20 protein-coding genes are annotated in these 23,285 nt (G+C 64.9%); 10 read left to right on the forward strand and 10 right to left on the reverse strand.

All coding sequences use genetic code 11. The annotated features are described in order from the left end of the window. The first annotated feature begins 1 nt into the window (after window position 1). From DC363_RS05105 to DC363_RS05120, 4 genes are read left to right on the forward strand one after another with little or no spacing between them, the layout of a single operon-like run. Complete coding sequence (locus DC363_RS05105; protein ID WP_108640060.1) at window positions 2-781, forward strand: ABC transporter ATP-binding protein; 780 nt, start codon at window positions 2-4, stop codon at window positions 779-781. Beyond that, window positions 774-1,709, forward strand: coding sequence for an ABC transporter permease (locus DC363_RS05110; protein ID WP_196778377.1), 936 nt, complete (start codon window positions 774-776; stop codon window positions 1,707-1,709). The genes DC363_RS05105 and DC363_RS05110 overlap by 8 nt, the downstream gene beginning before the upstream one ends. After that, window positions 1,709-2,548 carry an ABC transporter permease gene (locus DC363_RS05115; RefSeq protein WP_108640309.1) on the forward strand — a complete coding sequence of 280 codons (840 nt, stop codon included), beginning with the start codon at window positions 1,709-1,711 and terminating at the stop codon, window positions 2,546-2,548. Before DC363_RS05110 ends, DC363_RS05115 begins: the two co-directional genes overlap by 1 nt. Window positions 2,549-2,600: 52 nt before the next feature. Next, a complete protein-coding gene (locus DC363_RS05120) occupies window positions 2,601-3,593 on the forward strand; it encodes an ABC transporter substrate-binding protein (protein WP_108640310.1) in 993 nt (330 codons plus the stop codon). A gap of 351 nt (window positions 3,594-3,944) precedes the next feature. Here DC363_RS05120 and DC363_RS05125 read toward each other — a convergent pair whose 3' ends face one another. From DC363_RS05125 to DC363_RS05140, 4 genes are all read right to left on the reverse strand, one after another. After that, on the reverse strand, window positions 3,945-5,489 hold the full coding sequence (locus DC363_RS05125) for an ABC transporter permease (RefSeq protein WP_108640061.1): 1,545 nt from the start codon (window positions 5,487-5,489) through the stop codon (window positions 3,945-3,947). A 2-nt stretch (window positions 5,490-5,491) separates the two neighbouring features. Then, window positions 5,492-6,298 (reverse strand): ABC transporter ATP-binding protein, encoded by an 807-nt coding sequence (locus DC363_RS05130; protein ID WP_108640062.1) that lies wholly within the window; start codon window positions 6,296-6,298, stop codon window positions 5,492-5,494. Between the two features lie 100 nt (window positions 6,299-6,398). Beyond that, window positions 6,399-7,397, reverse strand: coding sequence for a taurine ABC transporter substrate-binding protein (locus tag DC363_RS05135; RefSeq protein ID WP_108640063.1), 999 nt, complete (start codon window positions 7,395-7,397; stop codon window positions 6,399-6,401). Between the two features lie 257 nt (window positions 7,398-7,654). Further along, window positions 7,655-9,799: a DEAD/DEAH box helicase gene (locus DC363_RS05140; RefSeq protein ID WP_108640311.1), complete on the reverse strand. Its 2,145-nt coding sequence runs from the start codon at window positions 9,797-9,799 to the stop codon at window positions 7,655-7,657. A 227-nt stretch (window positions 9,800-10,026) separates the two neighbouring features. Here DC363_RS05140 and DC363_RS05145 point away from each other — a divergent pair, with 227 nt between their 5' ends. The 3 genes from DC363_RS05145 to DC363_RS05155 all read left to right on the forward strand — a co-directional run bounded on the left by DC363_RS05145 (window position 10,027) and on the right by DC363_RS05155 (window position 15,652). After that, a complete protein-coding gene (locus DC363_RS05145; RefSeq protein WP_108640064.1) occupies window positions 10,027-10,716 on the forward strand; it encodes an ImuA family protein in 690 nt (229 codons plus the stop codon). After that, window positions 10,685-12,151, forward strand: a complete 1,467-nt coding sequence (locus tag DC363_RS05150) for a Y-family DNA polymerase (protein ID WP_196778384.1) — start codon at window positions 10,685-10,687, stop codon at window positions 12,149-12,151. The genes DC363_RS05145 and DC363_RS05150 overlap by 32 nt, the downstream gene beginning before the upstream one ends. Before the next feature lie 189 nt (window positions 12,152-12,340). Further along, window positions 12,341-15,652, forward strand: a complete 3,312-nt coding sequence (locus DC363_RS05155) for an error-prone DNA polymerase (protein WP_108640066.1) — start codon at window positions 12,341-12,343, stop codon at window positions 15,650-15,652. On the opposite strand, the gene DC363_RS05160 is transcribed toward DC363_RS05155, so the two are convergent. From DC363_RS05160 to DC363_RS05170, 3 genes are all read right to left on the reverse strand, one after another. Then, the gene (locus tag DC363_RS05160) at window positions 15,649-16,779 is read right to left on the reverse strand and encodes an aminodeoxychorismate synthase component I (protein WP_108640067.1); all 1,131 of its coding nucleotides are present in this window, start codon (window positions 16,777-16,779) and stop codon (window positions 15,649-15,651) included. The genes DC363_RS05155 and DC363_RS05160 overlap by 4 nt on opposite strands. Further along, a complete protein-coding gene (locus DC363_RS05165; RefSeq protein WP_108640068.1) occupies window positions 16,776-17,069 on the reverse strand; it encodes a Dabb family protein in 294 nt (97 codons plus the stop codon). Before DC363_RS05165 ends, DC363_RS05160 begins: the two co-directional genes overlap by 4 nt. Before the next feature lie 120 nt (window positions 17,070-17,189). After that, a complete protein-coding gene (locus DC363_RS05170) occupies window positions 17,190-17,516 on the reverse strand; it encodes a PilZ domain-containing protein (RefSeq protein ID WP_108640069.1) in 327 nt (108 codons plus the stop codon). A gap of 346 nt (window positions 17,517-17,862) precedes the next feature. Here DC363_RS05170 and rplS point away from each other — a divergent pair, with 346 nt between their 5' ends. After that, window positions 17,863-18,249 carry a 50S ribosomal protein L19 gene (gene rplS / locus DC363_RS05175; protein WP_108640070.1) on the forward strand — a complete coding sequence of 129 codons (387 nt, stop codon included), beginning with the start codon at window positions 17,863-17,865 and terminating at the stop codon, window positions 18,247-18,249. 11 nt (window positions 18,250-18,260) lie between these two features. Beyond that, window positions 18,261-18,482, forward strand: coding sequence for a 50S ribosomal protein L31 (rpmE, locus tag DC363_RS05180; protein ID WP_108640071.1), 222 nt, complete (start codon window positions 18,261-18,263; stop codon window positions 18,480-18,482). 148 nt (window positions 18,483-18,630) lie between these two features. On the opposite strand, the gene DC363_RS05185 is transcribed toward rpmE, so the two are convergent. The 3 genes from DC363_RS05185 to DC363_RS05195 form a co-directional block, all read right to left on the reverse strand. Then, window positions 18,631-20,118 (reverse strand): inorganic phosphate transporter, encoded by a 1,488-nt coding sequence (locus DC363_RS05185; RefSeq protein WP_108640072.1) that lies wholly within the window; start codon window positions 20,116-20,118, stop codon window positions 18,631-18,633. An 80-nt stretch (window positions 20,119-20,198) separates the two neighbouring features. Next, entirely contained in the window at window positions 20,199-20,660 is a 462-nt protein-coding gene (locus DC363_RS05190) for an NUDIX hydrolase (protein WP_108640073.1), read from the reverse strand. Between the two features lie 70 nt (window positions 20,661-20,730). Continuing rightward, the gene (locus tag DC363_RS05195; protein WP_108640074.1) at window positions 20,731-22,044 is read right to left on the reverse strand and encodes a DEAD/DEAH box helicase; all 1,314 of its coding nucleotides are present in this window, start codon (window positions 22,042-22,044) and stop codon (window positions 20,731-20,733) included. A gap of 388 nt (window positions 22,045-22,432) precedes the next feature. Between DC363_RS05195 and DC363_RS05200 the strand changes: the two genes are divergently transcribed. After that, window positions 22,433-23,242 carry a division plane positioning ATPase MipZ gene (locus DC363_RS05200; protein WP_108640075.1) on the forward strand — a complete coding sequence of 270 codons (810 nt, stop codon included), beginning with the start codon at window positions 22,433-22,435 and terminating at the stop codon, window positions 23,240-23,242. Window positions 23,243-23,285 lie beyond the last annotated feature (43 nt).

Consider the following 23,285-nt stretch of genomic DNA (forward strand, 5'->3'; position numbering starts at 1 on the left):
GGTGACTGCCCCGGTCATAACCGCCCGCCATCTGGACCTCACGTTTGAGACCAATGACGGTCCGATTCATGCGCTGAAGGACGTGAACCTTGACATCAACAAGGGCGATTTCGTCAGCTTTATCGGGCCTTCGGGCTGCGGCAAGACGACCTTTCTGCGCTGCATCGCGGGGTTGGAGACGCCAACGGCGGGGGAGATTTCCGTCAACGGGATGACCCCGGACGAGGCGCGACGTGCCCGTGCCTATGGCTACGTTTTTCAGGCGGCGGGGCTTTATCCCTGGCGCACGATTGGCGGGAATATTCGCCTGCCGCTCGAGATCATGGGCTTTTCCAAGGTCGAGCAGGCCGAGCGCGTGGGCCGGGTGCTGGAGCTGGTCGATCTGGCGGGGTTCGAGAAGAAGTTCCCGTGGCAACTGTCCGGCGGGATGCAGCAGCGGGCGAGCATTGCACGTGCGCTGGCGTTTGATGCTGACATTCTGCTGATGGACGAACCCTTCGGCGCGTTGGACGAGATCGTGCGCGACCACCTCAACGAGCAATTGCTCAAGCTCTGGGCACGGACGGAAAAGACCATCGGCTTCGTTACCCATTCGATCCCCGAGGCGGTGTATCTCTCCACCAAGATCGTCGTGATGTCGCCGCGTCCGGGCCGCATCGCCGATGTGATCGACAGCCCGCTGCCGAAAGAACGCCCCCTCGACATTCGCGATACGCCGGAGTTCATCGAGATCGCCCACCGTGTGCGCGACGGGCTGCGGGCCGGGCACAGCGATGACTAGGCTGCGCAACCTCATCCCGCCGCTCAGCATCGTGGGGTTCATCCTTGCGGTCTGGGCACTCGCCGTGATCCCGATGAACGCGCATCTGACCGCGGATCAGGCCCAGCGCGGCGGCATGGTGCTGACACCCGAGGCTCCGGCTGACCGGCAGGACGTGTCGGGGCTGATGTTGGCGCTGAAGAACCCGCAGATCATCCCGTTGACCTATGTGCAGGACCGGCCGCGCCTGCCCTCTCCGCATCAGGTGGCGGTCGAGCTTTACGAGACGGTGTTCACCAAGGCGCCGACCTCGCGCCGGTCGCTGGTGTATCACGGCTGGGTCACACTCTCGGCGACGTTGGTGGGCTTTGTGATCGGCACGACGCTGGGCATTCTGCTGGCGGTCGGGATCGTCTACAACCGGACGATGGACAAGTCGGTGATGCCCTGGGCGATCACCTCGCAAACCATTCCCATTCTGGCGCTGGCGCCGATGATCATCGTCATGCTGGGGGCCATCGGCATTCAGGGGCTGCTGCCCAAGTCGATCATCTCGGCCTATCTGTCGTTCTTTCCGGTGGTGGTGGGCATGGTCAAAGGGCTGCGCTCACCGGACGGGATGCAGCTTGACCTGCTGCGGACCTACAACGCCAGCGCCAATCAGGGGTTCTGGAAGCTGCGGCTGCCGGCGTCGATGCCCTATCTATTCGCCTCGCTCAAGATCGGCATTTCCGCCGCGCTGGTGGGGGCCATCGTGGGCGAGCTGCCGACCGGAGCGCGCGCCGGCTTCGGGGCGCGCATGCTGGTGGGCGATCAATACGGGCAACCGCTGGTGACCTGGGCTGCGCTGTTCGGCGCGGCGATCACGGCGGCGCTGATGGTCGGCTTGCTGAGCTGGCTGGAACGGCGCACCCTGCGGCGCATGGGCATGGCGGAGGCCGCGGTATGATGGCATGGTCCATAGCCTTGGCGATCTGGCTGATCGGCTGGTGGCTCAACACAAAACTCGCCCATTCCGCGCGCGGCGACACGCGGCTTTACGGTCTGTTGATCCCGACGCTTTTCGGCATCACGGTGCTGGTGATCTGGGAATTGCTGGTGCGGATGCTGGGGGTGAGCGCGGTGATCCTGCCGCCGCCCTCGGCCATCGCGGTGCGGTTCATGGAGTCGCTGCCGCTGCTCTGGGCCGACTTTGAACAGACGATCATCAAGGGGGCCATGTCGGGCTATGTGATCGGCGCGCTGGCCGCCTTTGCCGTGGCCCTTCTGGCGGATCGCAGCCCGTTCCTGACGCGCGGCATCCTGCCCGTGGGCGCTTTTATGGCGGCCCTGCCCATTGTCGGCACCGCGCCGATCTTCGTCAAATGGCTGGGCAGCGACTGGGAATCCAAGGCCGCCGTGGTGGGCGTCATGGTGTTCTTCCCGATCCTCGTGAACACGGTCGCCGGCCTGAAAGACACCAGCGCGATGCAGCGCGACCTGATGCGGACCTATGGCGCGGGCTATTGGCCGACGCTGTTTAAACTGCGCCTTCCGGCCGCTTTGCCCTTCATCTTCAACGGCTTGAAGATCGCCACCACGCTCGCGCTGATTGGTGCTATCGTGGCGGAATTCTTCGGCTCACCCACCGTGGGCATGGGCTTTCGCATCTCGACCTCGGTCGGGCAACTGGCGCTTGATCTTGTCTGGGCCGAGATCGTCGTCGCCGCGCTTGCGGGATCGGCGTTTTATGGGATCATGTCCCTGATCGAAAAGCGGGTGACCTTCTGGCACCCGTCACAGCGATAAAACCAAGACTTCGGACAACCGAAGCACCACAACCCTGACATTGGAGGTCAAGATGAAGAACATTCTAAAAATCACGGCGCTGGCCGCGGGGGTGGCGGGCACGACCGTCACCGGCGCGCAGGCGGACGAGGTGACGCTGCAGACCAAATGGGTCGTGCAGTCGCAGTTCGCGGGCTACTACGTGGCGCTGGATAAGGGCTTTTACCAAGAAGAAGGGCTTGACGTCACGATCCTGCCCGGCGGTCCGGACATCGCCCCGCCGCAGGTGTTGGCCGGTGGCGGCGCGGATGTGATGATCGACTGGATGCCGCCCGCGCTGGCCGCGCGGGAAAAGGGGTTGCCGGTGGTCAACATCGCCCAGCCTTACGGCGCGTCGGGCCTGATGCTGACCTGCTGGAAGGACACCGGCATCGAATCCGTCGAGGATTTCCGCGGCAAGACCATCGGCGTGTGGTTCTTCGGCAATGAATATCCCTTCCTGAGCTGGATGAGTCAGGCGGGCATTCCCACCGATGGCGGAGAAGAGGGCGTGACGGTCCTCAAACAGGGGTTCAACGTCGACCCGCTGTTGCAGCGTCAAGCGGATTGCATCTCGACCATGACCTACAACGAATACGGCCAACTGCTGGATGCGGGCGTGAACCCGGATGAGCTGGTGACCTTCCTGTATGAGGATCAGGGCGTCGCGACGCTGGAAGACGGGCTTTACGTGCTGGAAGAGAACCTTGAGGATCCGGAGTTCGTCGACAAGATGGTGCGTTTCGTGCGCGCCTCCATGCGCGGCTGGCGCTACGCCGAGGAGAACGTGGATGAGGCCGCGTCGATCGTGATGGACAACGATGAGACCGGCGCCCAGTCCGAAGCCGCACAGGCCCGGATGATGAGCGAGGTCGCCAAGCTGACCAACGGCAGCACCGGCGCGCTGGACGTGGACGCCTACCAGCGGACGGTCGACACGCTGCTGGCTGGCGGCTCGGACCCGGTGATCTCGAAAGAGCCCGAGGGTGCCCATACGTCGGTGATCACGGACCAGCTCGGGGAGTGATCGACCGGCGTTGAAGGTTTGGCCCGTCCGCTGAGATGCGGGCGGGCTTTTTTGTGCGGGCGAGCTTTTTTCGTCGCGATGCACGTTTGCCCCGGGGCTCCGCCCGCAAAGCCTACGGAAGGTCCACTGGACCTTTCGCCGAGCTTGGTCGCGATGCACGCTTGCCCCGGGGCTCCGCCCGCAAAGCCATTTTCCTCGCGATACACGTTTGCCCCGGGGCTCCGCCCGCAAAGCCTACGGAAGGTCCACTGGACCTTCCGCCGAGCTTGGTCGCGATGCACGCACACCCCGGGGCTCCGCCCGCAAAGCTTACGAAAGGTCCACTGGACCTTTCGCCGGCCAGAGGCCGGACTAAGCTTTGCCCTTCCACGGCACGAGGTATCGCTCGCCCCAGCGCATCAGCATGTCGATGCCGAAGCCCACAAGGCCGATGATGATCACGCCGAGCAGGATGATGTCGGTGTTCTGGAACTTCGACGCGGTGGTGATCATCTTGCCGATCCCCTCTTCCGCGGCGACCAGTTCGGCGGCGACCACGGTGCCCCAGCAGACACCCATGGCGACCCGCGCGCCGGTGAAGATTTCCGGCAGGCTGTTGGGGATGATCACGTGCCGCAGGATTTGCCAGCGCGACGCGCCCAGCGAATAGGCCGCGTGAACCTTGGTGATCCGCACGCCGGACACCCCCGACCGCGCCGCGATGGCCATGATCCAGAGCGCGGCAAGAAACAGCAGAAAGATCTTGCCCACTTCGCCGATGCCGAACCAGATGATCACCAACGGGATCAGCGCCAGCGGCGGCACCGGGCGCATGAATTCGACGATCGGATCGAACCAGCCGCGGAACCAGTTGCTTAGCCCCATGGCATAACCCAACGGAATGCCCACCGCCGCGCCCAGCAGGAAGCCCACGATCACGCGGAACAACGAAAACCCGAGGTGAACGGTGAGATAGACGTTCTGGTAGCCGTATTTCGCCACGTCGATGAACCGCGCCCAGACCACTTCGGGCGCGGGCAGATACAGCGGTTGCATCTGCCAGCCCTGATTGGGGGTGACGTTGATGGTGCCGCGGTCGGTGATCGCCACCCGCGCGAAGTCCAAGTTGAAGGACGGCGCGCGCTGCAGCAGATTGCCATCCTCATCCACCAGACTGGCGTCGAACTCGAATTCCTGCCCATTGATGGCCACGATCCGTGCACCATCGTCGCGGCGGTTCACGTCGTCGTTGCGGTCCCAGGACACGATTTCGCTGCGATAGACCGTGATCTCGGTCTGGTCGTTCTTGGCAAAGCCGTCGCCGGGGTCGATCTCGGCCGGTTCGCCCACTTCGCCGGCGTCCAGCACGTTGACGAAGACCACTGCATCGTCGCGGTTTCCGTCGGCGTCCTCAACGGTGTAGGTGAAACTCTCCTGTCCGGTGAAGGGCCCCGGCAAGTGCAGGAACGACGGGATCAGCGAGGATCCGGTGAACGTGCCCCAGATGATGAAAATGAAGATGATCGACAGGATCGAGGCCGCCGTCTCGGAGCGCACGGCGCTTTCATCCCCGAAGGTCACCGTCTTGAGCGAGGTGAAATCCCGCGTCGGCGTCAGGAACGACTTGATCGCCCGCCAGACGAACATGAACATCAGGATCAGCAGGATATAGCCGAGGATGTAGGGCAGCCCGTTGATCGCAGCGAGAAAGACGTTTTGCGTCTCGGTCCAGAGCTCGGTGCCGAGCGTGCCGAACTGGTATGAGAACGTCTCCCACCCGGTGGCGATCTCACACCCTTCGGGCGGGGTGAACCCGTCGCCGACGCTTTGTCCATCGGGAACCGGTGTGGCGCGAAGCTCGGTGGTGGTGACACCCAAACGGTCGCGGGTGCACAGAAGGTTAACAAGTCCAGCCATCGTTATGCGCCCCCCTCGGTGCGACCCATGATTTCTTCTTCCATGTCCCAGATCATCGTGAGGATTTCTTCACGTGTGGGGGCGTAGTCTGGGTGTTCCTTGACCTCGCGCAGGTCGGCGTTGACGCCCAACTCTGCAAACGGCAGGCGGTATTCCTTGTGGATGCGGCCGGGGCGCGGGGCCATGACCAGTACCCGTTCGCCCAGAAGCAACGCCTCGTCGATCGAGTGGGTGATCAGGATGATCGTCTTGCCGGTCTCTTTCCACAGCTTGAGCACAAGACTTTGCATCTTCTCACGCGTGAGCGCGTCGAGCGCGCCCAGCGGCTCATCCATCAGGATCACGTCAGGGTCATTGGCCAGACATCGGGCCAGCGCCACACGTTGCTGCATGCCGCCCGACAGCTCATAGACCATCTTTTCCTTGAAGTCCTGCAGGCCGACGACGTCGAGCAGATGGTCGACGTTGCCCATGTAGTCGGATTTCTTCCGCCCGGCCATGCGGGGCCCAAAGCTCACGTTGTCGCGCACGGACATCCACTCGAAAAGCGCACCTTGCTGGAACACCATGCCGCGCTCGGCGTCGGGGCCTTCAACCACGTGGCCGTTGATCCGCGTCTCGCCGCCCGTGGGGGCCAGAAACCCCGCAACGATGTTCAAAAGCGTGGTCTTGCCGCACCCCGAAGGGCCCAGAACGCTCATGATTTCGCCCGGTTTGATGTCGAGCGTCACATCCTGAAGGGCTTGCACATAGGTGCCGTTCGGCAAATCGAACCGCATGGAGATATCGTCGATGACCAATCCGGACATTGGGCCCCCGTTGTTTCAGTCGGAATGTTGGATGCAGGGTCGCATAGGTTGGTCGAAAAGGGCCGCGTAGCGGATGCGGGCGGCCCTTTTCTGCGTGGTCTTACATGTCGAGGCTCGACAGCGGTCCGGTGTTGATGTTGCCCTCATAGCTGTCGAGGGCCGCGTCGATGGAGCCGGATTCCACGAAGACGTCCGCCACCCCTTTCAGGAAGGACGGTGCGGCGCTGCCCAGCCAGGCTTCGCCCAGTTGCTCTTCGACCGGGGGGAAGACGAAGGTGTCGAGCGTGGCGCGCGTGGCTTCAAGGTCCATGCCCGCGTCCTGCGCGATGACCGACAGCATCTCGTCGGTGTGCTCGCCCGAGTTCCACTTGGCGTTGGCTTCCGCGGTCACCGCAAGGAACTTCGCGACGGTGTCCTCATTCTCGGCCACCCAGGCAGTGGGGGCAGAGGTCACGTCGAAGACCAGAATGCCCAGTTCGGTTTTCTCGTCGCCCGTCAGCAGCACGTTGCCATGTTCAAGCGCGCGGCGCAGCGAGCCGCCCCAGCCGCACATCATGTCGACCGAGCCCTGTGCAATCGCTGCCGCACCATCGGGGGGCGACATGTCGACGATTTCCAGCGAGGTCAGATCGACGCCGAAGTGGTCCATCTGGCGCAGGAAGCCGTAATGCGCCGCGGTGCCCAGCGGCACGGCCACCTTGGCCCCGGCAAGGTCTTCGGCCGAATTCTTGTCGATCTCGAGGTCGGAGCGCACGACGCAGTTGTCGTTGTCCGCATAGGACACGGCCACGTCGAGGATCTGCAAATCCTGCCCGGCCGAGGTCGCGACCACGAAAGGCGGCACGCCCTGGCTGACGGACATGTTCACATCGCCTGAGGCCATGGCCGCCGACATCGCGGTGCCGGTGTCGAAGGAGACCCAGTTGACCTCCATGCCCAGCGCCTCTTCGTAGTCGCCGTTGACCTTGGCGTATTGGAACGGCATCGGCCATTCGAGGAAATAGCCGACGGTGATGGCGTGACCATCGGCCATGGCCGTTGAGCCGGTCATGGCGGCGACAGCACCCAGAACGACGGCACGTGTGGTTGATTTGATCATGGTGATCCCCTGTTGGTTATCGTTGATGCGTCACCTTGTTTTTTGTTCCGGTCTCGGAACCAGGCTTTAGCGCCGTCAACCTAGTGAGCCAGCGGGCGTTGCGTCAAATCTTTTGTAGAAACTGGACTCATGCCAAGGCGGGGATTGGCAATAGCTCGCCCCCCCCGGGGACGGGGGTGAACGGCGTCATGATGGGGGATTGGGATGCGATCCAGGCCCCGGCCCGCGACAGGTTGCGCGCGCCGGGGTTCGGGGGGTCAGCTCTGACCGCGGGGCGGTTTGCCGGGTTTCTTGTTCTTCACGGTGGGCCGCCCCAGACCACCCTTGGCGCCCGCGCCCTTTGGACCGGCACCCTTGGCCGCCGCCTGTCGCGCGCGGTTCTTCTTGCTGGATGCCTTGCCCTGGGGCGGTGTCGGCCCCTTTGCGCCGCCGTGTTTCGGCTTATCGCCCGGACGGCTCACCCGTTTTGAGGGATCACCAGCCGCCGCCTTGCGCGGCTTGTAGGGTTCCACCGCGCCGTCACCTGCCGGAGCTTTCCCCCCATGGCGGGGCTTTTTCTTGAACGCAGGTGCGTCCGCACGCGCGGCGTCGGGTTTGGGCTTTTTGGGCTTCGGCGTCGGCGCGTCGTTCCAGTCCACGGGCGTCGTCGTGCCCTTGGTCTTGGGCTTGACGGATTTGGCGTCACGGGGGACGTTACGGGGGGCGTCGTCGCTGTTGCCGTTCCAGTCGGGCTTGTCCGATCCACGATGGGGCTTGGGACGATCGGATTTCCCCTTGTCGAACCGGGGCTTGTCGAACCGGGGCTTGTCCGGGCGCGGGCCGCGCGGCTCAAGCTTGGGCGGCTGGGCCAGTTGCGTGACGCTCATGCCCTTCTCAAGGGTCATGTCCGGCCCGATGGCCGACAGGAACCCCGGCACGGCGGATTCGCGGATTTCCACGTATGACGCATCTTTCTGGATGCGGATCGCGCCAATATCGTCGCGCGACAGATCGCCCGCCTTGCAGACCACCGGCAGGATGCGGCGCGGCTCTGCTTCGGCGTCACGTCCACCGGGAATGGCGAACCAGACCGAGGGGCCGAACGCCTCGCGCGGTTTCGCCGGAGCATCCGCGGGCGACAGCTCCTCCGGGGCCGAGTGGCGTTCGCGGTAGAGCCGCAGATAGGCGGTGGCGATCTGTTCGGCGGAATAGGTCTCGGTAAGCTTGCCGACGATGCCCGCGTCGCTTTCCTCAAGCGGGGCAGCGTCGCCCAATTGCTCGAGCATCCGCTCCTCATCCCGTGCGGTCACCTCTTCGGCCGAGGGCGCATCGCCCCAGTCGGCCGAGAGTTTCGCCCAGCCCAGCAGGCGGTCGGCCTTCTTGCGGGCGGCGGGCGGCACGATCAGGGTCGAGATGCCCTTGCGCCCTGCCCGGCCCGTGCGGCCCGAGCGGTGCAGCAAGGTGTCCGATCCGGTGGGCAATTCGGCGTGGATCACAAGCTCGAGGTTCGGCAGGTCGATGCCGCGCGCGGCGACGTCGGTCGCCACGCAGACCCGCGCCCGGCCGTCGCGCATGGCTTGCAGCGCGTTGGTGCGCTCGGACTGCGTCAATTCGCCCGACAGCGCCACGACCGAGAAGCCGCGATTGGACAGCCGCGTCGTCATCCGGTTGACGGTCGCGCGGGTGTTGCAGAAGACGATGGCGTTTGGCGCTTCGTAATAGCGCAGCACGTTGATGATGGCGTTTTCCACGTCGCGCGGGCCCACGCGCAGGGCGCGGTATTCGATGTCGGCGTGCTGGGTCGCGGCATTCGCGGTGGCGATGCGCAGCGCGTCGGTCTGGTAGCGTTCGGCCAGCTTGGCGATGGCCTTTGGAACCGTCGCCGAGAAGAGCAGCGTCTGGCGATCCTCGGGTGCGTTTTCAAGAATGAATTCAAGATCTTCGCGAAAGCCGAGGTCAAGCATCTCATCCGCTTCGTCCAGCACGACGGCCTTCAGTGCCGAGAGGTCGATCGAGCCGCGCATGATGTGATCGCGCAGGCGGCCCGGGGTGGCCACGACGATATGCGCCCCACGCTCGAGCGCGCGGCGTTCGTCGCGCATGTCCATGCCGCCCACGGTCGAGGCCATGACCACGCCGGCCTTTTCATACAGCCATGCCAGTTCGCGTTTCACCTGCATCGCCAGTTCGCGCGTGGGGGCGATGATCAGGGCCAGCGGGGCGCCGGCGCGGTCGAATGCGTCGCCCTCGCCCAGAATGGTCGGCGCAATGGCCAGACCGAAGCCCAACGTCTTGCCCGATCCGGTCTGCGCCGACACCAGCATGTCGCGGCCCGTGGTGTCAGGATCGCTCACCGCGTCCTGCACGGCGGTCAGCGTGTCATATCCACGCGCGGAAAGCGCGTCTGCCAATGTCTGTTTCAAGGGCCGTTCCAAATCTGTTGTGTGCTTTTGCAAAAATGAATCATCCCCCCGCGTGGGGTCCGGACGACTCGTCAAGCGCCGCACCTAACGCGGCGAAGCCCTTTTGTATAGGGTCTTTCGCGGACAACCCCGGCGAAGGAACGCGCAGGACCGCCCCTTGGCGGGTTTGACCTGTGGCGCGACTCAGGTTAGAACAAAACAGGAACAAAGCGCAGGGTGAGTCGTGTATGCGATCGGTACGTCTTCAGGAAAAACTCGCAGGTCAGGCGCAACAGCCCGATCCTGCCACGCCGACCCTGTCGGAAGTTTTTCCCGACACGGCCACCGATGCGGCGGCGGTGGGCTATCTGCTGGCGCGCCTGCCCCGCAAGGAGGCTCCGGTGCTCTGGGTGCAGGACCGCCTGTCGCGCAAGGAATCCGGGCGGCCCTACTTGGCGGGCATGGCCACGGGCGCCGCCGCGCCGCCTGCGATCATTCTGGTCGATCTGTCGCGGGCGCAGGATGTGCTGTGGGCAATGGAAGAAGGCCTGCGCTGCCGGGCGCTCAGGGCCGTCGTGGGCGAAGTCTGGGGCGATCCGCCGGCGCTGGATTTCACCGCCACGAAACGGCTGGCGCTGCGCTCCGAAGCGGCGCAGGTGCCGTGCTGGCTGGTGCGCCGGGCGGGGGCCGCGAACCTGAGCGCCGCGCGCGACCGCTGGCGCATCGCCTCGGCCCCCTCGGCCCCCAATCCGCACGATGCACAGGCGCCCGGCCTGCCGCGCTGGTCGCTGGATCTGTTCCGCTCGCGCCGGTTGAAGCCCGGGCAGTGGGTGGCGGAACATGACCGGACGGCGGATCGTCTCTATCGTGTTGCCGCATCTGGCGATGGAGCGTTGGCAGCGGGTGATGGAGCGCAACGGGAGCGCGCCACCGGATGAGGTGCCGCTGGTGTTGGCCCGTGAGGGTCACCACGGGCCGGTGATCCATGCGGCCAACCGCACCGCCCGGCTGGCCGGGATCCAGACGGGGGCACGGGTGGTCGACATGCGCGCGCTCTGCCCCGAGTTGAAGGTCGAATACGCCGACATCGCGGGGGATCGTCACGCGTTGGACCGGCTGGTGCTCTGGGCGCGGCGCTGGTGCCCCTGGACGGTGCGCGACGGCGACGACGGGCTGATCCTTGACACCACGGGATCGGACCACCTCATGGGCGGAGAAGCCGCGATGCTGATCGAGATGGAGACGCAACTGTCGCGCCTGGGCTTGTCCGCCGGGCTGGCCGTGGCCCCCACCTGGGGCGCGGCCTGGGCCTTGGCACGGTTCGGGCCTGTCCGGTCGATCTGCGCCGCGGACGAGGTGTCATGGAAACTGGGCGCCCTGCCCGTGCCCGCCCTGCGGCTGGACGGTGAGACCGTGCTGCTGCTGCGCCGGCTGGGGCTGAAAACCGTGGGCGACGTGATCGACGTGCCGCGCCTGTCGCTGACCCGACGCTTCGTGAAAGCGCCCCTGCAGGCCAATCCGGTGCTGCGGCTGGACCAGATGCTGGGCAAGACCGCCGAACCCGTGGCCAGCGTCGACGCCAAGCCGCGCATCCATGTGCAGACCCAATTGCCCGAGCCGATCTTCGATCCGACCGCCCATCTGCCCGACCTCTGCGCGGATCTTTGTGACCGGTTGACCCAGACCGGACAGGGGTGCCGCAGCCTGCTGCTGACCGTCTACAAGACCGATGGCGACGTGAGCACGGTCGAGGTCGCGACCTCGGCCCCCACCCGCGATGCGGACCACCTGCTGGGCCTGTTCCGCGACAAGGTCGAACGGATCAACCCCGGCTTCGGCTTCGACCTGATCACGCTCACCGCGGGCGGGGTGGAACCGCTGGAGCTGGTGCAGAACGCCTTTGACGGCAACAGCGACGAGGCGCTGCACCTGAGCCGGCTGATCGACCGGCTGAGCGCGCGTTTCGGCCCGCGCGCCGTTACCCGCCCGCTGCTGCGCGAAAGTCATGTCCCCGAGCGGGCCGAGGCGCGGGGCACCGCCCTGACGACGCTGGAACGCCCCACGGTGGAGGTCCGCACGGACCGCCCGATCCGCCTGTTCGACCACCCCGAAGAGGTGCGCGTGCTCTATGCGGTGCCCGAAGGTCCGCCCGCGCAATTCGTCTGGCGCAAGCAGACCCTGCGCGTGGCCCGCTATGCCGGGCCGGAGCGGATCGCGCCGGAATGGTGGACCGACCGTCCCGGCACGCGGCTGCGGGATTATTTCAAGGTTGAGGATCAGTTCGGGCGGCGCATCTGGCTCTACCGCGAAGGCCTGCACGAGGACGGGCGCGGCGGTGATCCGCGCTGGTTCGTGCATGGGTGTTTCGGGTGAATGAGCGGCGGTCATCAAGGACAGCGCCCGACCCTGGGGGGGTGCGAAGCGCCCTCCCGGGGGGAGGGTCGGGCGCTGCTCGGCCTGTTGGCCGAGCAAGAGGGGCCCGCCCTGTTTTCAGACGTTGCCTTTGCTGGCTGCCGTCGGGCCTCCGGCGGGAGTTTAAGGGTCAGATGAAGGGCCGGTCCCATGCCTGAGAGCGAGAACCATTATCCGCGTCACACGCTGGATGAGGGGAGTTTCACCCCCAACGCCCGCGCGCCCTTCGTGGAGCTCGGGCTGGCGACCTGCTTTTCCTTCCTGCGCGGGGCCTCGGATGCGGCCGATCTGGCGGAGATGGCCTGGGCGCAGGGTTATGACGCCATCGGCTGCGCGGACCTCAACACCATGGCCGGCGTCGTGCGGCTGCACTCCGAAGCGCTGAAAGCCTGCATGCGGCCGGTGATCGGCTGCCGGTTGGCGCTGGTAAGCGGTGAGGAATTCCTCGCCTATCCGCGGGACCGGGACGCGTATGGTCGGCTCTGCCGGTTGCTGTCCAAGGGCAAGAGGCACGGGGTTGACGGCGCATGGCAGGCCAAGGGCGTCTGCGACATCACGCTGGACGATCTGGCGCAGCACAGCGCGGGCGTGCAGCTGATCGCCATCCCCGGCCCCCATGTCGCGCATTTCGAAGCCGGCTTTCCCCGTCTGCGCCGCGCTCTGCCGACGCTGAAACACATCGCCGCCAGCTATCTTTATCGCGGCGATGATGTGGCGCGGATCAACCGGCTTGATGCGCTGACCCGCGCGCACGGGCTGTCGATCCTGGCCACCAACGACGTGCATTACCACGCGCCCGAGCGGCGACCCTTGCAGGACGTGATGACCTGCGTGCTGCACAAGACGACCATCGCCAAGGCGGGGTTTCTGCTGCACGCCAACGCCGAGCGGCACCTGAAATCTCCCGCCGAGATGCAGCGCCTGTTTGCCCCGTGGCCCCACGCGATCCGCGCCGCCCGCGAGGTGGCCGATGCCTGCCGCTTCGACCTGCGCGAGCTGTCCTATGAATACCCGAGCGAGACCGTGCCCGAGGGGCGCACGGCGCAGGAGTATCTGTGCGAACTCACGTGGAAAGGCGCGGAGTGGCGCTATCCCCACGGCGTGCCGGAGAAGGTGCGCGGGGCTTTGGAGAAAGAGCTGGGGATGATCGAAAAGCTCGATATCCCGCAGTATTTCCTGACCATTCACCAGATCGTCAAGTTCGCCCGCACCGATTGCACCCCGCCGATCCTGTGTCAGGGGCGCGGCTCGGCGGCGAACTCCGCCGTCTGTTACGTGCTGGGCATCACCGCCGTGGACCCCGACCAGAACGACCTGCTGTTCGAGCGGTTCATCAGCGAGGAGCGCAAGGAGCCGCCCGACATCGACGTGGATTTCGAGCATGAGCGGCGCGAGGAGGTGATCCAGCACATCTATGACAAATACGGACGCGACCGCGCGGCGCTTTGCGCCACGGTGATCCACTACCGCCCGCGCATGGCGATCCGCGAGGTAGGCAAGGTCATGGGCCTGTCCGAGGATATCACATCGGCGCTGGCCAAGACGATCTGGGGCTCCTACGGGCGCGAGTTGGGCGAGCGCGAGGCCGCCGAAGCCGGGCTGGATCTGTCGGACCCCCTCATGGCGCGGACGATCAAGCTGGCCGACCAGCTTATCGGCATGCCGCGCCATCTGGGGCAACACGTGGGCGGCTTCATCCTGACCGAACGCGCGTTGACCGAAACCGTGCCCATCGGCAATGGCGCCATGCCCGACCGCAGTTTCATCGAATGGGACAAGGACGACATCGACGAATTGCGCATCCTCAAGGTCGATATTCTGGCGTTGGGGATGCTGACCTGCATCCGCAAGGCGTTCGACCTGATCGAGGCGCATTACGGCAAGACCTATACGCTCGCCAACATCGAGCAGGAGGACGCGAAGGTTTACGACATGCTGTGCCGCGGCGACAGTCTGGGCGTGTTCCAGATCGAAAGCCGGGCGCAGATGAACATGCTGCCACGGCTGAAACCCACGACCTTCTACGACCTTGTGATTCAGGTTGCCATCGTCCGCCCCGGCCCCATTCAGGGCGACATGGTGCACCCCTATCTGCGACGGCGCAGCGGCATCGAGCCGGAGGAATACCCCTCCCCCGGGCCGCCCCATGACCCGGATGAGCTGCGCAAGGTGCTGGGCCGCACCAAGGGCGTGCCTATTTTTCAGGAACAGGCCATGAAAATCGCCATGGTCGCCGCCGAATTCACCCCGAACGAGGCGAACCAGCTGCGCAAGGCAATGGCGACCTTCCGCTCCAAGGGACAGATCGAAAAGCTCGAGGATATGATGGTGGGCCGGATGATCGCGCGGGGCTATGACGCGGAGTTCGCGGCCCGCTGTTTCAACCAGATCAAGGGGTTCGGCTACTATGGCTTCCCCGAAAGTCATGCCGCCAGCTTCGCGCACCTCGTCTATGTCTCGAGCTGGATCAAATATCACTATCCGGACGTGTTCTGCGTGGCCTTGCTGAACTCGCAGCCCATGGGCTTCTACGCGCCGGCGCAGATCGTGCGCGATGTGCGTGAACACGGGGTCGTCGTGCGGGCGGCGGACGTGAATTATTCCGACTGGGACAACACGCTGGAGCCGCTGGCCCCGGGGGTTTTCGCCGTGCGGCTGGGGTTGCGCCAAGTGGATGGCGTGCGCCAGGAAATGGCGCAGCGGATCATGGACGCGCGGACGCATCCGTTTGCCGATCTGGAGGATTTGAAAACCCGGGCCAATCTTGGTGTGGCGGTGATCCGCAGGCTGGCGGCGGCGGATGCGGTGCGCTCGATGACGCTGGACCGGCGGCAGGCGCTCTGGGACGCGCGGGCGCTGCGCGACGCGCCGGACCTGCCGTTGTTCACCGGCCAGAAGGACGAGGGCGAGGAGGTGCGGTTCGATCTGCCGCAGATGCCTATTTGTGAACATGTGGTATCGGACTACCAGACCACGCGGCTGTCGCTGAAGGCGCACCCGATGTCCTTCCTGCGCCGCAGCATGAACCGGCAGGGGTTCCTGCCCACCGCCACGCTAAAGCAAACGCGCAATGGGCAGCAGGTGAAGCTGGCGGGCATCGTGCTGATCCGGCAACGCCCGGGCAGTGCCAAGGGGGTCTGTTTCATCACCATCGAGGATGAGACGGGGGTCGCGAACCTTGTGGTCTGGCCGAAGATGATGGAGGCCTATCGCAAGGTCATCATGGGCGCGCGCATTCTGGATGTGCGCGGCGTGGTGCAACGCTCGGAAGAGGTTATTCACGTGGTGGCGGAGGACCTTATCGACCGCTCTGACGCGCTGGACCGGCTGACACCGGACCGGCTCGAGACGCAGTTGTCGCGGGCGGACCACGTCAACAGCCCCCTGCCCAGCGCCGCCAACCGCACCCGGGGGCATCCGCGCAACGCCCGCGTCATCCCGAAATCACGAGATTTCCACTAGCTCAGGTCCGCGAACCGCGCTTTCAGCAAAGCCTCATCATATTCATCTTCGGCGGTGCTGTCGTACACGATCCCGCCGCCCACGTTCAGCCGCACCGCCCCGTCGGGCTGCATCATCAACGTGCGGATCGCCACGTTGAACGCCATCGCGCCGTCCGGTGCGATCCAACCGACCGAGCCGCAATAGGCGTCGCGGGGGGTGTCCTCGACCTCGTGAATGATCTGCATGGCGCGGACCTTGGGCGCGCCGGTGACCGAGCCGCAGGGGAAGAGCGCCATGAACAGATCGCGCAGCGAGACGTCCCGGCGCAAGCGCGAGGTGATGGTCGAGGTCATCTGGTGGACGGTGGCGAAGCGTTCCACCTCGAACAGCTTTGGCACCTTGACGCTGCCGATCTCGCTCACGCGGCTCATGTCATTGCGCAACAGGTCCACGATCATCAAGTTCTCGGCGCGGTTTTTGACCGAGGTCTGCAACCCGTCGCGCAGGGCGTCATCCTCCTGCGGGGTCGCGCCCCGTGGCGCGGTGCCCTTCATCGGGCGGGTCTGGAGAACACCGCCCGCCGTCAAGGAAAAGAACAATTCAGGCGAGCGCGAAAGCAACGTCACCTCATCAAGGCTGACATATGCCCCGTGGGGCACAGGTTGCCGCTGACACAAAGCGGCATAAAGCGCCTCGGGCGGGGCATCGGACCGTGCCGCAAGCGGGAATGTCAGGTTCACCTGATAGATGTCCCCCGCGCCGATATAGGTATGGACCTTGTCGAAGGCGCGCCCGTAGCGGTCCCGCCCCCAGGCCGGGGCAGCAGCGGACAGGCCACCCCCCTGCCCGGTGTCCATGGCCGATACGGCCTCGGGCCCGTCGAAGACCCCGAAATGCAGCAGCGGCACGGCGCGGTCCCCGGGCAACAGGTCGCGCAGTTTGGAGGACGTCAGATAGCCGAATTCATAGGACAGATAGCCCGCCAGCCATTTGCCCGCCGCCTGCGCGGCCTGCAGGGCGTCGAACGCCGCCTCTACATCGTCGGGGCGGTCGGCGCGGATGATCCTGTGCGGGGCGCGAAACTCCTCCGCCTGCCCGGACGGTCCCCGGTCAAACCGGACCCGCGCTGGCGCCCTGCCGCTCAAAAGTCCGCAGCGATCCGCTTGTCGCGCAAGGGCCGCACGAGGTCGATGGCCTGTTGATAGATCGGATCCGCCTTGTAGGCCTGTAGCGCCGCATCATCCTTGAACTCGGCATAGACGACCACGTCGATCTCCCCCGAGAAGGCGTCAACGCGGGAGTTTTCGACCACCTCGAACAGCGAGGAATGGGGAATGTCGGCCAACATCGACAGACCCTCGCGGATGCGGCCAATGTCGGCCTTGTCCTTGGCGCTGAACAAGACGACGTGGCGAATGAAAGTTCTGTCTGACACCGGACGGCCCCTGAAATGATATGGCAACAAGCGTGGCACACATCTGTCCCAGGTCCGGTCCGGTTTCAAGGGGCAGCGTGTGGCGCCGCCCCTGCCTGCGTGATCACCGAACGCGCCCCGTCAGTGACGCAGGGCGGCAAAGCCCACGCGGTGGGACGGGCGCGCGCCGATGCCGGGCAGACCGCTACGCAGACGCTCAAGCTCGGCCTTGGGCAGGGCGCGATCGAAGGTCACGCCCGCGGCGGCGTTGCGCACCCAACGGACCTTGGCGGGCACCCGTTGGCCCGCATAATCCAGCGAAATGCCCTGCCCCACGGCCAGCGGCTGGTCCAGCGTGATGCGCGCGCCCATGGCGCTGATGCTGGTGATCGTCGACTTGAAGCCCACGGCGCCCACCCGAAGGGTGACCTGAAAGCGCGTGGGGTAGCGTTGTGCTCGATATTTCATGGTGATATCCGTTGGTTGTGCGCATGTGATAGCCGACAAACGTGAACGATCGGTTACCCGCGGCCGGACGCGCCCGGGCCCGTGTCAATCCGCGCCGGTTCCCCCTTGCCACACAGGGCCCGCGCGCCTATACCTCGCCTGTCCGCGGCTGGAATGAGTCGTTCGGACCTGTCTGGTATTGGCCGCGACCTCTTCACCGCGAACCCGCCCGGCAGCATAGCAAGGCCGTGAAATTCTCCGGTGGGCGACCGTTCCGAACAGGTTCGGGATCGACCCGTTGAAGACCGAAGCTCTGGCAGCCGATCACATCCGCGGGTCAACCGCGCGTCAAAATAGGAGACGGTCAATGGACTTGATCGCACAACTCGAGGCGGAACAGATCGCCGAACTGGGCAAGGATATCCCAGACTTCAAAGCCGGTGACACCCTGCGCGTGGGCTTCCGCGTGACCGAGGGCACCCGCACCCGTGTGCAGAACTACGAAGGTGTCTGCATTTCCCGCAAGAACGGCAAGGGCATCGCCGGCTCTTTCACCGTTCGCAAGATTTCCTTTGGTGAAGGTGTGGAACGTGTGTTCCCGCTGCACTCCACCAACATCGACAGCATCACCGTCGTACGCCGTGGCCGCGTCCGTCGTGCCAAGCTGTATTACCTGCGCTCGCGCCGGGGCAAGTCCGCGCGTATCGCCGAACAGACCAACTATCGTCCGCTGTCCAGCGGCGCAGACGCATAAGGATTGGGTTCATGAAAAAAGACATTCACCCCGACTACCACTTCATCGACGTCAAGATGACGAACGGCGATGTCGTGAAGATGCGCTCCACCTGGGGCTCCGAGGGCGACCAGCTTGCGCTCGACATCGATCCCTCCGTGCACCCCGCATGGACCGGCGGCAGCTCGCGTCTGATGGACACCGGCGGCCGCGTCTCCAAGTTCAAGAAGAAATACGAAGGTCTGGGCTTCTAAGCCACGCAGCTTTCGCAACAGCAAACGCCGCTCCCTCGGGGGCGGCGTTTTTCGTTGGCGAGTGGTGTGGCGCGGGCGTCTGGACGCTTGGCCAAAGAAAAGGCCGCGCCCGAAGGTGCGGCCTTTGTCATTGCAAATGCAGCGGGTGTCAGCCGAGCAGCGTGTTCAGGCCAAGGAAGATCACACCCGAGAGGATCGCCGCCGCCGGCACCGTGATCACCCAGGCCGCGAGGATCGTCAGCACGTGCGAGCGGCGCACCAGCTTGCGGCGCTGGCGTTCCTCGGCGGAATAGACCGGACGGTCGGGCATTGCGGCGCGCGCATTGCGCAACCGCCGCTCGGCGTCCCATTCGCGGTAGAAGCCGACCCCGAAGACGCCGCCCACGGCGATGTGGGTCGAGCTTACGGGCAGGCCCAGCCAGCTTGCGATGATGACCGTGATCGCCGCCGACAGCGCCACGCAATAGGCGCGCATCGGGTTCAGCTTGGTGATCTGGCTGCCGACCATGCGGATCAGTTTCGGCCCGAACAGGAACAGCCCGAACGAGATGCCGAAAGCGCCGATCACCATGACCCAGATCGGGATCGAGAACGCGCTGGTGAAATCGCCGGACTGCGACACCTGCACGATGGCGGCCAAGGGGCCCACGGCGTTGGCCACGTCATTGGCTCCGTGGGCGAAGGAGAGCAGCGCCGCAGAGACGACCAGCGGAATGCCGAACAGCACCTTGAGCGATTTGTTCCGATTCTCCAGCCCTTCGCTTTGCTTGCGGATCACCGGGATCATCACCGCCCAGACAACCACAGCGATGCCAAGGCCGATCAACAGGGCAACGGGCAGGTCGATCTTGATGATTTTCTTGAGGCCCTTGAGCGCGAGATAGGCGCCGAAAGCCCCGGCCATGACCCCCACCAGAATGGGCACCCAGACACGGGCGGCGGCGATCTTGTCGTCGCGGTAGATGATCCGGTTCTTGATGATGAACAGAAAGAAGGCCGCCACGATCCCGCCCAGCAGGGGCGAAATCACCCAAGAGGCCGCGATCGCCGACATGGTGCCCCATGTCACAGCACCGAAGCCCGCAGCGGCGATGCCAGCGCCCATCACGCCGCCGACGACCGAATGGGTGGTCGACACGGGCGCGCCCACGAAAGTGGCAAGATTGACCCAGAGCGCCGCCGACAAAAGCGCGGCCATCATCGCCCAGATGAAGGTCTCGGCCGTGCCGATGGCTTCGGGCGCGATGATCCCCTTGGCGATGGTCGAGACCACGTCGCCCCCGGCCAGCAAGGCCCCGGCACTTTCAAAGATAACGGCAATTGCAATGGCACCGCCCATGGTCAAGGCATTGGCGCCCACGGCGGGCCCCATGTTGTTGGCCACGTCATTGGCGCCGATGTTCAGCGCCATATAGGCCCCGAAACAGGCGGCCACGACGACGATCATCGCGTTGTTGGTCTGTCCGAACATGATCGCCGACACCAGACCCGCGAGCACGATGAACACCAGCGCGATCCCCGGACCGACAATGGGCCGTGAGATATACTGCGTGGCGACTTCCAGGGTTGAATAGCGCGCCAGATCGCGATCCAGCGTTTCCAGATGGCGGGCATCGCCACTGTTATTTTCGGTCATAGGACCCTCCCCTTTTGACAGGGGCACGCCATACACCATCAAGGCAACAGATCAATCCCGAATGACGCAGCGCAACACCTTTAGCTGTCGATGTTCCTGAAAATAGACTTCAGCTCGGGCTCGTCCACCAACGTCGCCGCTTCGGCTGGCGTGGCCCAGCGGCGGCGGCGCTGGTGCGCCTCGGGGAAATCCTGCGCCAGACTGTCGACCTCGACCGAATAGACCAGCGCCTCAACCGGGACCGGAAGGCCGCTGTTGGACCATTTGTCGTAGCTGTAGGTGCCGATGGCCTGATCCTGCGGCGTATCGCCTTTGACCCCCGCCTCTTCCCAAGCCTCCTGCATTGCGGCCTCAGAGGAAGCGAGTCCGCGAATGGGCCAGCCTTTGGGGATGATCCAGCGTCCGGTGCCACGACTGGTGACCAGCAACACCTCTTTTCCGCGCTTGCCCGTGCGATGGCAAAGCGCGGCCACCTGAAGCCGTTTCGGACGACGGAACATGGGCGCGACATAGTCGCGGAACAGGCGATCGAGTTTGAGCATGCGGTCTGAACTGCCAGATTTCATATTATTATTGGTTAACAATCTAGCAGTTCAGTCGCGATTTTTCAACTCAGGCCGCAGGTTTGCGTGGTTTGCGCCGGCGGTTGCCGCCGCCGGGCTTACCGCCACCGGCATGGCCCGCGCCGCCTCCGCCGCCCCCGCCGGGACGTCCGCCACCGTGCTTGCGTCCGCCGCCGGAGCGACGTCCACCGCCGCCCCCGCCGCCGCGCTTGGGCTTGGCTTCTTCCTCATCACGCGCCCAGGGACGGCCACCCGCCACGGGAATATCCGCCTTCATCGCCTTCTGGATGTCGCGCAATTCGCCCATCTCGTCCGGGGCGCAGAAGGCAATCGCCATCCCATCGGCCCCGGCGCGCGCGGTGCGGCCGATCCGGTGGACATAGTTTTCCGGCACGTTGGGCAGGTCGTAGTTATAGACGTGCTTCACCTCGGGGATGTCGAGGCCACGGGCCGCCACATCGGTGGCCACCAGAACCTTGACCTTACCGGCCTTGAAATCGGTGATCGCGCGGTCGCGCTGCCCCTGTGATTTGTTGCCGTGGATCGACGCGCTGGCGAAGCCCTTCTTCTCAAGCAGCTTGTGCAACTTTTCCGAGCCGTGCTTGGTGCGGCCAAAGACGATGGCGCGTTCGTCGCGGTGCTTGTCCATCAGTTCAATCAGCAGGTCGGTCTTGGCGGCCTTGGCCACGAAATGCACCGATTGCTCGATCCGGTCGACGGCCTTGCCCGGCGCGTTCACCTGCACCCGGATCGGATTGTCGAGGAAGGCCCCCGCCAGTTCCGCCATCAGCTTGGGCATGGTGGCCGAGAACAGCATGGTCTGGCGCGGGGTCGCCAGCAGCGGCGCGATCTGGCGCAGGGCGTGGATGAACCCCATGTCGAGCATCTGGTCGGCCTCATCCAGCACCAGAAACCGCGTCTCGCCCAGACGCACGGCCTTGCGGTCCAGCAGGTCGATCAGACGGCCCGGTGTCGCCACCAGAAGATCGACGCCACGTTCCAGCTTGCGCATCTGGCCAACGATGCCGGCCCCGCCCACGACCAACATGGTCTTGAGGTGCGTGCCAGCAGTATAGGCGGCGAGGTTTTCCTGAATCTGTTTCGCCAATTCGCGCGTGGGGGCCAGAATCAGCGCCCGCGCGGTCTTGGGGTCGGGTTTGCCCTGTTCTTTCAAGAGCATATCAATCATCGGCAAGCCGAAGGCCGCCGTCTTGCCGCTGCCGGTCTGGGCAAGGCCCATGACGTCGCGGCCGTTCATTGCGTGGGGGATCGCCTGCGCCTGAATGGGCGTGGGATCGGTGATCCCTTGACGTTCGAGTTCCTTGATCAGTCGGGGCGCGAGGCCCAGCATATCGAAATCCATGTTTAATCCTTGGATCGGGGCGGACGCCGCAGGCACCCGCATAAAACGCGCCACGCGCCCGAATGGCCGCAGCATTGCAAAAGGGTTGCGCCAAAGGCTGACGGAGGGCCGAATGCCCATTAACCTGTTCAAAGGCCCGCCGATCTGGCGCGGCGCCCCTGCGTGATATTGGGAACCTGTCGGATTTGAATCCGTGGTCGATGCACCTTTGCCCCGTGTTGGGGCCTGCTCACGCGGCAGCCGGCATCAGACCGTCGGGTGGCACATGGCCCCCCGAACCGCTTATGTCAATCCCTGTTTGCCTTGCGCCCGTCCATCGGTATGGTTACGCCGACGCATCTACGGGGGCCGGACAACGATCCGGCGCATCACATAAGGGGCCGGGGCAGTGGCACATATTATCGTTGTGGGGAACGAAAAGGGCGGCGCGGGCAAGTCGACCGTCTCGATGCACGTGGCCACCGCGCTGGCGCGCATGGGGCACAAGGTCGGCACGCTGGATCTGGACCTGCGCCAGAAAACCCTTGGCCGCTATGTCGAGAACCGGCGCGCTTATATGGATGAACATGACCTCGACCTGCCGACGCCGACCTATCACGACCTGCCCGAGGTGGACCCCGACACCCTGCGCGAGGGGGAGAATATCTTCGATCACCGGCTGTCCATGGCCGTCGCCGGGCTGGAACCCGACAGCGATTTCATCCTGATCGACTGCCCCGGAAGCCACACCCGCCTGTCACAGGTGGCCCATTCGCTCGCCGATACGCTGATCACCCCACTGAACGACAGTTTCATCGATTTCGACCTGCTCGCCCATATCGACAGCGACGGTGAGACGATCAAGGGCCCCGCCGTCTATTCCCAGATGGTCTGGAACGCGCGGCAGTTGCGCGCGCAGGCGGGGTTCGAGCCCATCGACTGGATCGTGGTGCGCAACCGGCTGGGCGCGCAGAACATGGTCAACAAGCAAAAGATGGAAGCGGCCATTGCGAAACTGTCCAAACGCATCGGATTTCGCACCGCGCCGGGCTTTAACGAGCGGGTGATCTTCCGCGAGCTGTTCCCCCGCGGGCTGACCCTGCTGGACCTGCGCGACATCGGCGTGAAGGGGCTCAATATCTCGAACGTCGCCGCACGGCAGGAATTGCGCGGCCTGATCGAGGCTTTGAACCTGCCGGGCGTCACGGTCGACTTCTAACGCGATGCCGCAGCGCCGCAGCGGTTATTGAGCCGCGCGGTAT

Source organism: Thalassorhabdomicrobium marinisediminis, assembly GCF_003072065.1.
Classification (GTDB): Bacteria; Pseudomonadota; Alphaproteobacteria; order Rhodobacterales; family Rhodobacteraceae; genus Octadecabacter; species Octadecabacter marinisediminis.